Origin of the sequence: Streptococcus sp. GP0011, from assembly GCF_030546305.1 — a bacterium.
Taxonomy (GTDB): domain Bacteria; phylum Bacillota; class Bacilli; order Lactobacillales; family Streptococcaceae; genus Streptococcus.
Genome location: NZ_JAUONR010000001.1, coordinates 146,417 through 158,904 on the forward strand (window position 1 = coordinate 146,417; position 12,488 = coordinate 158,904).

At 40.4% G+C, this 12,488-nt stretch carries 16 protein-coding genes; 12 read left to right on the forward strand and 4 right to left on the reverse strand.

Translation table 11 applies throughout. The features are described 5' to 3' along the window. The first annotated feature begins 4 nt into the window (after positions 1-4). On the forward strand, positions 5-649 hold the full coding sequence (locus Q4443_RS00740) for a TetR/AcrR family transcriptional regulator (RefSeq protein WP_049519612.1): 645 nt from the start codon (positions 5-7) through the stop codon (positions 647-649). A gap of 147 nt (positions 650-796) precedes the next feature. On the opposite strand, the gene Q4443_RS00745 is transcribed toward Q4443_RS00740, so the two are convergent. Together Q4443_RS00745 and gdhA are read right to left on the reverse strand one after the other, a co-directional pair. Next, complete coding sequence (locus Q4443_RS00745) at positions 797-1,282, reverse strand: GNAT family N-acetyltransferase (RefSeq protein ID WP_049519613.1); 486 nt, start codon at positions 1,280-1,282, stop codon at positions 797-799. A 31-nt stretch (positions 1,283-1,313) separates the two neighbouring features. Further along, positions 1,314-2,660, reverse strand: a complete 1,347-nt coding sequence (gene gdhA / locus Q4443_RS00750; RefSeq protein WP_000199515.1) for an NADP-specific glutamate dehydrogenase — start codon at positions 2,658-2,660, stop codon at positions 1,314-1,316. 205 nt (positions 2,661-2,865) lie between these two features. Here gdhA and Q4443_RS00755 point away from each other — a divergent pair, with 205 nt between their 5' ends. From Q4443_RS00755 to Q4443_RS00785, 7 genes are all read left to right on the forward strand, one after another. Beyond that, complete coding sequence (locus tag Q4443_RS00755) at positions 2,866-3,801, forward strand: dihydroorotate oxidase (protein WP_049519614.1); 936 nt, start codon at positions 2,866-2,868, stop codon at positions 3,799-3,801. 32 nt (positions 3,802-3,833) lie between these two features. Then, entirely contained in the window at positions 3,834-4,871 is a 1,038-nt protein-coding gene (holA, locus tag Q4443_RS00760) for a DNA polymerase III subunit delta (protein ID WP_049519615.1), read from the forward strand. Positions 4,872-4,940: 69 nt separating this feature from the next. Further along, on the forward strand, positions 4,941-5,546 hold the full coding sequence (sodA, locus tag Q4443_RS00765) for a superoxide dismutase SodA (protein WP_049519616.1): 606 nt from the start codon (positions 4,941-4,943) through the stop codon (positions 5,544-5,546). A gap of 155 nt (positions 5,547-5,701) precedes the next feature. Next, the gene (locus Q4443_RS00770; RefSeq protein WP_001224366.1) at positions 5,702-6,232 is read left to right on the forward strand and encodes a YutD family protein; all 531 of its coding nucleotides are present in this window, start codon (positions 5,702-5,704) and stop codon (positions 6,230-6,232) included. 20 nt (positions 6,233-6,252) lie between these two features. After that, on the forward strand, positions 6,253-7,338 hold the full coding sequence (gene rlmN / locus Q4443_RS00775) for a 23S rRNA (adenine(2503)-C(2))-methyltransferase RlmN (protein ID WP_049519617.1): 1,086 nt from the start codon (positions 6,253-6,255) through the stop codon (positions 7,336-7,338). Position 7,339: 1 nt separating this feature from the next. Continuing rightward, positions 7,340-7,819 (forward strand): VanZ family protein, encoded by a 480-nt coding sequence (locus Q4443_RS00780; RefSeq protein ID WP_049519618.1) that lies wholly within the window; start codon positions 7,340-7,342, stop codon positions 7,817-7,819. Between the two features lies 1 nt (position 7,820). Then, positions 7,821-9,362, forward strand: a complete 1,542-nt coding sequence (locus Q4443_RS00785) for an ABC-F family ATP-binding cassette domain-containing protein (RefSeq protein ID WP_049519620.1) — start codon at positions 7,821-7,823, stop codon at positions 9,360-9,362. A gap of 42 nt (positions 9,363-9,404) precedes the next feature. Here Q4443_RS00785 and Q4443_RS00790 read toward each other — a convergent pair whose 3' ends face one another. Both Q4443_RS00790 and Q4443_RS00795 read right to left on the reverse strand, forming a co-directional pair. Next, the gene (locus Q4443_RS00790) at positions 9,405-9,644 is read right to left on the reverse strand and encodes a zinc-ribbon domain-containing protein (protein WP_080702745.1); all 240 of its coding nucleotides are present in this window, start codon (positions 9,642-9,644) and stop codon (positions 9,405-9,407) included. Between the two features lie 27 nt (positions 9,645-9,671). Continuing rightward, entirely contained in the window at positions 9,672-10,478 is an 807-nt protein-coding gene (locus Q4443_RS00795) for a peptidylprolyl isomerase (protein WP_042769227.1), read from the reverse strand. Between the two features lie 216 nt (positions 10,479-10,694). Between Q4443_RS00795 and rpsP the strand changes: the two genes are divergently transcribed. Genes rpsP through Q4443_RS00815 form a run of 4 tightly spaced genes read left to right on the forward strand, consistent with a single transcriptional unit; the run spans position 10,695 to position 12,487 of the window. Then, positions 10,695-10,967, forward strand: a complete 273-nt coding sequence (gene rpsP, locus Q4443_RS00800) for a 30S ribosomal protein S16 (protein WP_000268760.1) — start codon at positions 10,695-10,697, stop codon at positions 10,965-10,967. Positions 10,968-10,986: 19 nt separating this feature from the next. After that, positions 10,987-11,226: an RNA-binding protein KphA gene (gene kphA, locus Q4443_RS00805; RefSeq protein ID WP_000379617.1), complete on the forward strand. Its 240-nt coding sequence runs from the start codon at positions 10,987-10,989 to the stop codon at positions 11,224-11,226. Positions 11,227-11,268: 42 nt separating this feature from the next. After that, positions 11,269-11,640, forward strand: a complete 372-nt coding sequence (locus Q4443_RS00810) for a MazG nucleotide pyrophosphohydrolase domain-containing protein (RefSeq protein ID WP_049519621.1) — start codon at positions 11,269-11,271, stop codon at positions 11,638-11,640. Positions 11,641-11,698: 58 nt separating this feature from the next. After that, entirely contained in the window at positions 11,699-12,487 is a 789-nt protein-coding gene (locus tag Q4443_RS00815) for an alpha/beta hydrolase (protein WP_000819211.1), read from the forward strand. Position 12,488: the final 1 nt, after the last annotated feature.

Sequence of the window (12,488 nt, forward strand, 5' to 3'; positions counted from 1 at the left end):
AGCAATGGAAAGTTTAGAACAAAAGTATGCTCAGACATTAGAAAATAGCAATTTGAGTTTAAAACAATGTCAAGTATTGTTATCAAGTCTAAAGCTATTTTCAGAAATTGGTTTTGAAAATACAACAGCCAGTTTTATCGCTAAGGAGGCTGGAGTTTCAGAAGGAACAGTTTTTAGTTACTTTAAGACCAAGGAAGGCATCTTAGAGGCTATTCTGTCAACTTTTCTCGAACAGGTTATTCCAGATGTGATTGCTGATTTTTCTGAGAAGAAATTTACAGCAAACCAAGAGTCTTTTCCACTATTTTTGAGAAGTATTGTTCGAGATAGACTAGTTTTCATTCAGGAGAATCAAATGCAAGTTAAAATTCTCTTGAGTCGTTCTTTTATTGATAAAACTATTTCTGACCAGTTAGGGAATGTTATTGTTCACTCTATCATTAAGCCAATTAGTCCAGTTCTGAATCAGTTTAAAGAAAAAGGTGTTATCCGAGATTGGTCTAATGAAAGAATCGTTCGCTATATTTTGGCTTTGAGTCTTTCTTATGCTCTTCCAATGATGTTGAATAATAATGAGGTCCTAGACATAGATGAAACAGTAAATGAAATAGTTGAATGCCTGTCTTTTGCCTTAGTAGAGGTAAAATAGATCTTGACTTTAAGCTTACTATTAGAAATAGTGGGCTTTTTTAAAACTAATACAAAAATCCCCAATCAGAGCGATTGAGGATTGAACAAATGAATTTTAAACAATACCTTTACTATCATAGCCTAGTCTACATTAGTATACTGCCATCTATTCATCTGATAAGAGGGATTTTATCATCCAGATATTCATAGCTGGGTGGCCGGCAGCGTTAGAAAGTGGTTCTTGCAGTGATGTAAAACCATAGTGCTGATAGATGGACACAGCCGTAGCCAGTTCAGTAGAGGTTTCTAGATAAAGCTGTTCATAACCTGCTAGGCGGGCTTCCTGGAATATTCGCTTTATCAACCTGCTGGAATAACCTTTGCCACGGCTATTTTTAGTGACATACAGTTTTTGTAATTCAGCAATCTTATCGGACACAGGTGCAAAGCCACCACAGCCAACCAGCTGTCCTTCATCTTCCAGAACAAAGTAAGCTGCTCTCTCTTGCTGTTGATAATAGTCGGCCAAATGATCTAGATGAGAATCAAAGTAGACAGTTCCTGGTTTGTCAAGCCCGAATTCTTCTAGGCTGGCTCGAATGAGCTGCGCTACAGCTGGATTGTCTCTTACTTCCATTGGCCGTAAGTTCATCATTTGTCCTCCGATAGGATGTATCGACTAATTAAACAATACCTTGTGCAATCATAGCGTTTGCTACGTTTTCGAAGGCAGCGATATTTGCTCCTGCAAGGTAGTCAGTACCAAGTCCGTATGTTTCAGCAGTTGTTTTAGCTGTATTGAAGATGTTGGTCATGATGTCTTTGAGGCGTCCATCAACTTCTTCACGGGTCCATGAAAGGCGAAGGCTGTTTTGGCTCATTTCAAGCGCTGATACAGCTACACCACCAGCGTTGGCAGCTTTGGCAGGTCCGTAAAGGATTCCGTTTTCTTTGTAGACTTTAATCGCATCAAGGTCACTAGGCATGTTAGCACCTTCTGATACACAGATAACGCCTTGAGCAACCAAACGTTTAGCTGCGTCGCCGTTGATTTCGTTTTGAGTCGCACATGGAAGAGCGATGTCGTAGTTTCCAGCGTAAGTCCATACAGAACCTTCATGGTAAGTAGCAGTTGCTTTCTCAGCTGCGTACTCAGTCAAACGAGCACGGCGTTTTTCTTTAACATCAACCAAAAGATCGAAGTCAATACCATTTTCGTCGATGACATAACCGTTTGAGTCAGATACAGAGATAACAGTAGCGCCGAGTTCAGTCGCTTTTTGAAGAGCATATTGAGCTACGTTACCAGAACCTGAAATAACCACTTTCTTACCAGCAAAACTGTTACCATTAGCTTTGAGCATTTCTTCAGTGTAGTAAACCAAACCATAACCAGTTGCTTCTGGACGAATCAAGCTACCACCAAATCCAAGAGGTTTACCAGTCAAGACACCCGCATCAAATTGGTTAAGACGTTTGTATTGTCCGTATAGGTAACCAATTTCACGTCCACCAACACCGATATCACCAGCAGGTACGTCAAGAGATGGTCCGATGTATTTTTGCAATTCTGTCATAAAGCTTTGGCAGAAGCGCATCACTTCAGCATCAGTCTTTCCTTTAGGATCGAAGTCTGATCCCCCTTTACCTCCACCGATTGGAAGTCCAGTCAAAACGTTTTTAAAGATTTGTTCGAAGCCGAGGAATTTCAAGATCCCTTGGTTTACAGTTGGGTGGAAACGAAGTCCGCCTTTATATGGTCCAACAGCTGAGTTGAATTGAACACGGTAACCACGGTTAACTTGAACTTTTCCATCACGGTCAACCCAAGGAACACGGAAAGAAATTACGCGCTCAGGCTCAGTGATACGTGCCAAGATGTTTTCTTCGATATACTCAGGATGTTTTTCAAATACAGGTTCCAAAGTGCTGAAGAATTCTTCAACCGCCTGGAGAAATTCAGCCTCATGCCCGTTACGAGCTTTCACAGTTGCAAACACGCTTTGGATATAGTCTTTAGCAGATGTCATATCGTTCTCCTTTTTGTTGTTATATTTTATTACATGAGCCATTATAGCAGAATTTTTTTTGAGTGTAAAGAAAAAAACAGAAATTTTCTAAAAATTCTTTCAATTTACAAAACCGAACGTTTTATATAGAAATTAGTTTCTCAAAGAGAAAATCTTAAAGTATGGTATAATATTAGAAATAAAAGGAATCTGGAGGATCAGAATCATGGTATCAACGAAAACACAAATAGCTGGCTTTGAGTTTGATAATTGCTTGATGAATGCAGCAGGTGTGGCTTGTATGACGATAGAAGAGCTTGAAGGAGTCAAAAACTCAGCGGCGGGAACCTTTGTCACAAAGACAGCGACCTTGGACTTTCGTCAGGGGAATCCTGAACCACGTTATCAGGATGTTCCACTTGGTTCTATCAACTCCATGGGCTTACCAAATAATGGCTTAGACTACTATCTGGACTATCTTTTGGACTTGCAGGAAAAAGAGCCAAACCGAACTTTCTTCCTATCTTTAGTTGGCATGTCTCCAGAAGAAACACATGCCATCTTGAAAAAAGTTCAAGAGAGTGAATTCAAAGGACTGACAGAGCTTAATCTCTCTTGTCCAAACGTTCCAGGAAAACCTCAGATTGCCTATGATTTTGAAACAACAGACCGTATCTTGTCAGAGGTATTTGCCTACTTTACCAAACCTCTTGGAATCAAGTTGCCACCATATTTTGATATTGTCCACTTTGACCAAGCGGCAGCTATTTTTAACAAGTATCCACTCAAATTTGTTAACTGTGTTAACTCTATCGGGAATGGTCTCTATATCGAAGATGAGTCTGTCGTTATTCGCCCTAAAAACGGTTTTGGAGGCATTGGTGGAGAGTATATCAAACCGACTGCTCTAGCGAATGTGCACGCCTTTTACCAACGTTTAAATCCCCAAATCCAAATCATCGGAACGGGTGGCGTTCTTACGGGTCGTGATGCCTTTGAACATATCCTCTGCGGTGCGAGTATGGTGCAAGTAGGGACCACTCTTCACAAAGAAGGTATCAGTGCTTTTGAACGCATTACCAATGAACTGAAAGCTATTATGGCGGAAAAAGGGTACGAGAACCTAGAAGATTTCCGTGGGAAATTGCGCTATATTGATTAAGTTTAATAAAAAATCAGAAGAAAGGAGAGATGATGCTAGCCATTGAAGACAGTCAGAAGTTGACTTTATCAAATCTATCTAGCTTGAATCTATTTACAGGAACAGATCAGGGCCAGTTTGAAGTTATGAAGAGTCAGGTGTTGAGGCAGATTGGTTATGATCCAGCTGATCTCAATTTTGCTTACTTTGATATGAAAGAAGTAGCTTATAAAGACTTAGAGTTGGAGTTGGTCAGTCTCCCTTTCTTTGCGGATGAGAAAATCGTGATATTAGACCATTTTGTCGATATCACAACAGCCAAGAAACGCTTTTTAGCAGATGATGAGCTCAAGTCGTTTGAGGCATACCTTGATAACCCTTCGCCAACAACCAAGTTGTTGATTTTTGCGGAAGGAAAGTTGGATAGTAAAAGACGGTTGGTCAAATTGCTCAAACGAGATGCGACTGTTTTTGATGCTATTGAACCCAAGGAACAAGAACTCCGCCAATATTTCCAAAAATGGAGCCAAAAACAAGGTTTGCAGTTTGCGGAAAAGTCTTTTGAAAATCTACTCATCAAGTCTGGTTTTCAGTTTAGCGAAATCCAGAAAAATCTCCTCTTTTTACAGTCTTATAAGTCAGATGGCATGATAGAGGAGAAGGATATTGTCGAGGCTATTCCAAAGACCCTGCAGGACAATATTTTTGATTTGACTCAGCTTATCTTGGGCAAAAAGATCGACCAGGCGCGCGACTTGGTTAGAGACTTGACCTTGCAAGGGGAAGACGAAATCAAGCTCATAGCTGTCATGTTAGGACAGTTTCGTACCTTTATCCAAGTGAAGATTTTATCAGATACTGGTCAGACGGAATCGCAGATTGTAAGCAGTTTGGGAACTTACTTGGGGCGCAATCCTAATCCTTATCAAATCAAGTTTGCACTGAGAGATTCGAGAGGAATTTCCTTAGATTTTCTCAAGCGAGCGATTTCTTATTTGATTGAAACAGACTACCAGATTAAGACAGGTGTCTATGAAAAGGGGTACCTGTTTGAAAAGGCACTTTTGCAGATCGCGGCAGAGGCAAATTGAGCAAAAAACTTGAAAAAAGAGGATGATTGCGTTATCATTTTCATATAGAAAGAAAAAGAGGTATTACAGATGGCTATTATCTTACCAGACCTTCCATACGCATACGACGCTTTGGAACCATACATAGATGCAGAAACAATGCACTTGCACCATGACAAACACCATCAAACTTATGTCAACAATGCAAATGCTGCTCTTGAAAAACACCCTGAAATCGGTGAAGACCTTGAAGCCTTGCTTGCTGATGTAGATTCTATCCCAGCTGATATCCGTCAAGCACTTATCAACAATGGTGGTGGACACTTGAACCACGCTCTTTTCTGGGAATTGATGACTTCTGAAAAGACTGCTCCTTCAGCAGAACTTGCAGCAGCAATCGACGCAACATTTGGTTCATTTGAAGAGTTCCAAGCAGCCTTTACAGCAGCAGCCACAACTCGCTTCGGTTCTGGCTGGGCATGGTTGGTTGTCAACAAAGAAGGGAAGCTTGAAGTAACTTCAACAGCAAACCAAGATACACCAATCTCAGAAGGTAAAAAACCAATCTTGGGCTTGGACGTTTGGGAACATGCTTACTACGTGAAATACCGCAACGTGCGTCCTGACTACATCAAAGCTTTCTTCTCAGTGATTAACTGGAACAAGGTAGACGAGCTTTACGCAGCAGCTAAATAATAAAATGTGGAGGGAAGAGTCAATCTTCTCTTTTTAAGGTTATAAAGCAGAAGTCTGACAGAATCGTCAGACTTTTTTCATTTTCAGGATATTCGTGCCAACTTGTAGAAATTATGGTAAAATAGAGTGTTAAGTAATCGTGGAAAAGGAAGACTATGCGTAAAGAAATTGCACCTGAATTATACAACTATAACAAGTTTCCTGGCCCAGAATTTCATGTGAATGGGGATAAGGTTGAGACTGAAGGGATTGCTTTTACCTTGGTTGAAAATATCAAGGATGCTTTCGATGTGACTGTCTTTAATCAACGCTTCTCAGAAGTGTTGACCAAGTTTGATTATGTCGTGGGGGACTGGAGCAATGAACAGCTCCGCCTACGCGGTTTTTACAAAGACGATCGAACAGAGGAAAAAATTGAAAAAATCAGTCGCTTACAAGATTATCTTTTGGAGTACTGTAGTTATGGTTGTGCTTATTTTGTCTTAGAAAACCAAGCACCTAAGCGTGCGTCATTTGACAAGAAAATGCGTAAAAAGGAAGAGGAAAACCTTCCTAGAAGAGGAAAGAAACCTTCGCAAAACAAGAGAAAACCAAATGCGGATAAGAGAAATAGACGTCGTCATAAGGACCAAAAGTCTCAGAAAGAGGACAAGGGACAGCGCCATTTTGTCATTCGTCAGAAATAGATAGAGAATAAGGAGAAGAGATGAAACCGTCTATTTATAGTTTAACACGTCAAGCCATGCAAGAATGGGTATTAGAACAAGGAGAAAAGAAATTCCGAGCAGATCAAATCTGGGAATGGCTCTACCGTAAACGTGTCCAGTCATTTGAAGAAATGACCAATCTTTCCAAGGATTTGATTGCTAAGCTCAATGAGCAGTTTGTGGTCAATCCTTTGAAACAACGTATTGTACAAGAGTCGGCTGACGGTACTGTTAAGTATCTTTTCGAGTTGCCAGATGGTATGTTGATTGAGACAGTACTCATGCGTCAACACTACGGTTTGTCAGTCTGTGTGACCACTCAGGTGGGCTGTAATATTGGTTGTACCTTCTGTGCATCAGGCTTGATCAAGAAGCAACGTGACCTCAATAACGGGGAAATCGTAGCGCAGATCATGCTGGTTCAGAAATATTTTGATGAGCGTGGTCAGGACGAGCGTGTCAGTCATATCGTAGTCATGGGAATTGGAGAACCATTTGATAACTACAACAATGTTTTGAATTTCGTCCGTACCATCAATGATGACAAGGGGATGGCAATCGGTGCTCGTCACATTACTGTTTCTACGTCAGGTTTGGCCCATAAAATTCGTGACTTTGCTAATGAAGGCGTACAGGTTAATCTGGCTGTTTCCCTTCACGCACCCAATAATGAATTGCGTTCAAGCATCATGAAAATTAACCGTGCCTTTCCGATTGAAAAACTCTTTTCTGCTATTGAGTACTATATCGAAACAACCAATCGCCGTGTGACCTTTGAATACATTATGCTCAATGAAGTCAACGACGGTGTTGAACAAGCCTTGGAGCTGGCGGAATTGCTCAAAAATATCAAGAAATTGTCTTATGTAAACTTGATTCCCTATAACCCAGTTAGTGAACATGACCAATATAGCCGTAGTCCTAAAGAGCGCGTGATGGCCTTCTACGATACCCTCAAGAAAAAAGGGGTCAACTGTGTTGTTCGTCAAGAACATGGTACTGATATTGATGCAGCTTGTGGACAATTGCGCTCCAATACAATGAAACGTGACCGCCAGAAGGCAGTCGCAGCGGTAAATCCATAAAATGACTAGAAAAAGAGAATTAATCTTGAAATTAGGAGTGGCTATTTACAGTCTTTGCATTGCCTGTTTTTGTTTTACTCCCCAGCCTCAACTTCCTACAGGAGTGGAAACTCCAGGTATTCAAACTTTTGGACGCCTGGTTTTTCTTTTAACTCCCTTAAACTCCCTGTGGAATCTAGGTGAAGTGACCAGTTTGGGACAAGTTATTTGGATCTTTTTGCAGAACATTTTAAATGTCTTCTTGCTCTTCCCTCTGGTCTTTCAACTGCTCTACCTCTGTCCAAACTTACGAAAAACGAAAAAAATCGTATTTCTCAGTTTTTTACTAAGTCTAGGAATTGAGTGTACGCAACTAGTTTTAGATTTTTTCTTCGACTTTAATCGCGTCTTTGAGATTGATGATTTGTGGACCAATACCCTGGGAGGCTATTTGGCTTGGCTCCTCTATAAAGGACTACATAAAAATAAGATAAGGAATTAGAATGAGTATTTTAGAAGTTAAAAATTTAAGTCACGGTTTTGGTGACCGTGCAATTTTTGAAGATGTGTCTTTCCGTCTCCTCAAGGGAGAACATATCGGTCTAGTCGGTGCCAATGGTGAAGGAAAATCAACCTTTATGAGCATCGTGACTGGTAAGATGTTACCAGATGAAGGGAAGGTTGAGTGGTCTAAGTATGTGACTGCTGGCTACCTGGATCAGCATGCTGTGCTAAAGAAAGGTCAAACTGTGCGTGATGTTCTCCGTACGGCCTTTGATGAGCTATTTAATGCAGAAGCTCGTATCAATGACCTCTATATGGAAATGGCAGAAGACGGGGCGGATATTGATGCGCTGATGGAAGAAGTAGGAGAGCTCCAAGACCGTTTGGAGAGTCGTGATTTCTATACCTTGGATGCTAAGATTGATGAAGTTGCGCGTGCTCTCGGTGTCATGGACTATGGCATGGATACGGATGTAACCTCTTTGTCAGGTGGACAAAGAACAAAGGTGCTTTTAGCTAAACTCCTCCTTGAAAAGCCAGATATCTTATTGCTGGACGAGCCAACCAACTATCTGGATGCTGAGCATATTGACTGGCTCAAACGTTATCTCCAAAACTATGAGAATGCCTTTGTCCTTATTTCGCACGATATTCCTTTCCTCAACGACGTAATCAATATCGTCTACCATGTGGAAAATCAACAGCTGACGCGTTACTCTGGTGACTATTACCAGTTCCAAGAAGTCTATGCTATGAAGAAATCTCAACTGGAGGCAGCCTACGAACGCCAACAGAAAGAGATTGCAGACCTCAAGGATTTCGTGGCTCGAAACAAAGCGCGTGTTGCAACGCGTAATATGGCCATGTCCCGTCAAAAGAAACTCGACAAGATGGATATTATCGAACTGCAAAGTGAGAAGCCAAAACCATCCTTTGATTTCAAAACAGCTCGTACGCCAGGGCGTTTTATCTTCCAAGCCAAGGACTTGCAGATTGGTTATGATCGTCCTCTGACCAAATCCTTAAATCTTACCTTTGAACGCAATCAAAAGGTTGCCATTATTGGGGCCAATGGTATTGGGAAAACAACCCTCTTGAAGTCTCTCTTGGGCATTATTCCGCCAATCGCTGGGGAAGTTGAACGCGGTGATTACTTAGAACTTGGCTACTTTGAACAGGAAGTAGAAGGTGGCAATCGTCAAACACCACTAGAGGCTGTCTGGAATGCCTTTCCTGCCCTTAACCAAGCAGAAGTCCGTGCAGCCCTTGCTCGTTGTGGTTTGACAACCAAGCACATTGAAAGCCAAATTCAGGTCTTATCAGGTGGTGAACAAGCCAAGGTGCGTTTCTGTCTCTTGATGAATCGTGAAAACAACGTCTTAGTGTTGGACGAGCCGACCAACCACTTGGATGTAGATGCCAAGGAAGAACTCAAGCGCGCGCTTAAAGAATACAAAGGAAGCATTCTCATGGTTTGCCACGAACCAGACTTCTATGAAGGCTGGATGGACCAAATCTGGGACTTTAACAAGCTAACTTAAAAGCAGTAAAAAAGCCAAATCGAAATGACTTGGCTTTTTTGACTAGTAATTTAAAAAGCTTTCAACTTCAGATTTCTCAATTTCTTTACCGTAGTGGCAAATCGGACAAGAAACGAAGTAACTTTTACTATAAGGAAAAAGTGGAATCCAGTAGAGGGTAAATTTGCGTCCAGTTTCTACAATCTCCCAAGTGTCAACATTGTTACAGTGACCACATTCGATCGCTGTTTGAGTATGTCCCAAATCTTTCTGATAACCTTTAGAACCCCAAAATAAAATCATGTCATCGTCTCCTTATCTGTTGATGGCTTATTTTTTGCTGAAATCGTAGTCTTTTACCACTTCGATACTATCAATGGTGATAGCAGACGTTGGTTTGTCTTTCTCATCTTTTTCAGCCTTGGCAATTTTGTCAACAATATCCATGCCATCGATGACTTGACCAAAGACAGGGTGTTTGCCGTCTAGACTAGGATTTCCGCCCTCTTTATAGGCTTCGATGATTTTCTTTGGATACTTGCTTGTAGGGAGTTTAGCTGAAATATCTGTTGAATTTTGGTTGATGAAGAACTGGCTACCGTTGGTGTTTGGTTGACCAGTGTTAGCCATAGCAAGGGCTCCTCGGATATTGTATAGGTAAGGAGAGATTTCATTTTTGAAACCAGTTCCCTTGTCCTTCGTTTTATCCTTATCATGCCAGATAGATTGGCCTCCTGTACCATCTCCCTTAGGATCTCCAGTTTGAACCATAAAGCCATCGATGACACGGTGGAAGGTGATGCCGTTATAGTAGCCTTCCTTAGCGTGAGTAAGGAAGTTTTCAACCGCAAGAGGTGCTAGTTTTGGAAAGAGTTTGATGCGGATATCGCCTTGATTTGTGTGTAAAATGACCTCAGCTTCGTCTTCAGCAACTTCCTTAGAAAGTTGAGGGAAGTTGGCATTTTCATTGGTCAAAGCGTCATTCAAATCTTTGGCAGCCTGAGCAGCCGCTTTTGAGCTTTCTTCAGCTGAGATGCTGGAGTCGACATATTCATCACCACGGAGACCACGTTGGATACTAGTACATCCAGCAAGGGCTACCGTTGATAGTAAAAGAAGGGTTGCTAGTTTTTTCATTGTTAACCTCTCAAAAATTCATTTCTACCATTGTACCTTAAAAGGAGTTTGATTTCAAATGTAAAAGATTTTACTAAAAATTTCTAGTAGTTAAAAAAATTAAAACTCTGTCAAGTTTTTTTCTTGACACCTGTCAGAAATCTGCTATAATAGAACATGTGCTAAATAGCTTAGCTATTTCACCGAAATAAAAAATAAGAAAAGAGACATTAAAAAATGGCAGTTAAAATCCGTTTGACTCGTATGGGTTCTAAGAAAAAACCTTTCTACCGTATCAACGTAGCAGACTCACGTTCACCACGTGACGGACGTTTCATCGAAACAGTTGGAACTTACAACCCACTTGTTGCTGAAAACCAAGTAACTTTGAAAGAAGACCGCGTTCTTGCATGGTTGGCTGATGGAGCTCAACCTTCAGATACAGTTCGCAACATCCTTTCAAAAGAAGGCGTATTGAAAAAATTCCACGATTCTAAATTCTCAAAATAAGTTTAAAGTAGGTTGACAGATGGATACGATTGAAAATCTCATTATTGCGATTGTGAAACCTTTGATTTCACAACCTGATGCCTTAACTATCAAGATTGAAGACACACCAGAGTTTTTGGAGTATCACTTGGATCTTGACCAAAGCGATGTCGGTCGTGTTATCGGTCGTAAGGGTCGCACTATCTCAGCGATAAGAACGATTGTCTACTCTGTCCCAACTGAAGACAAAAAAGTAAGAATCGTTATCGATGAAAAATAAAAAAGCGGGACTGAAGTCTCGCTTTTTTGTGAGGAGGAGAAGATGAAGGATTTAACCTTTAGACAATTACAAGCTTACTTACTCGAACATTACCAACAGTCTCGAACTGAGGAAGGCCTCTTTATCAAACTAGTGGAGGAAGTCGGAGAAGTAGCTGAGGTCTTGAATGGGCGCTCTGGTCGAAAAGAGGGCGTTCAGGACTCAAACGAGGAACTAGCCAAAGAACTGGCAGATATCATTCACTATACGGTCGCAATTGCGGCCATCAACGACATTGACCTAACCAAAACCATTTTTGACAAAGATAAGAAGGCTGCCATTAAGTACCAACATGAAAGAGATTTGGAGAGTTTTTGGAGGGAAAATATCTATAGTGTCTTTTTTCTTCAACTTGTGAAAATCCCTAGAACGTGATAAAATAAAGGATAAGGGTTTTTAATAAATCATTGTTATAGAATGAGTGGATTTCTTTATGAAACGATTTGAAGTAACTACAAAAATTGGCAGCCTCTCTGTTACTTATAAAAAGCAAAAGAAAGTGCTTGTTTGTTTAAATGGCGCAGGTTTGCTACCAAGTTATGAAAATTTTTCACTTATACTTGAAAAACTTCCTCCCACAATTGGTTATTTGACAATTGATTTTCCAAACACAGGTAGGAGTCCGATTCATGACCAATCTGGAAAAAATCTGGACAATCTTGTAGACGCGGTTTATGAAGTACTTGAAGAATTGGCGATTTATGAATATATACTTTGTGCACATAGTTTGAGTGGAATTTTAGCTTGCAAATTGATGAACAAATCAATTAAGTGTCAGGCTTTAGTAGCAATTGAACCAACAACTAAAAAAGTAATGTTTTCTGATTTTTCAGAAAATCCTTATCCAGAAATGGAAGAGCAAATGAGACTGATTGAAGAGTGTGGCCCCGAAGTCTATTTTAAGAACATAACTCAAGCAGCATTTAGCTCTGAAACTAATGAAGAAATCTGGGATTTAGTGCAAGAAAAAGATTCAGAGTTGGAAAGACAAGTTCCAGAATTTCATATATATTGTGAGATTACTGAGGAAGATTTTAAGAATGTATCTATAGAAGCTCATGTCCCTGTATTTATTTTTTGTCAGGCTTATAGAGAAAAAGAATACAGAGACTCAGAATATTGGACTTCCAATACTAAACTCATTTTAGGAGGGAATCACCATTATTTACAATGGTCTGAATCAGAAAAAATTGCGAATATTATTCGAGAATTGTCAGAATAAG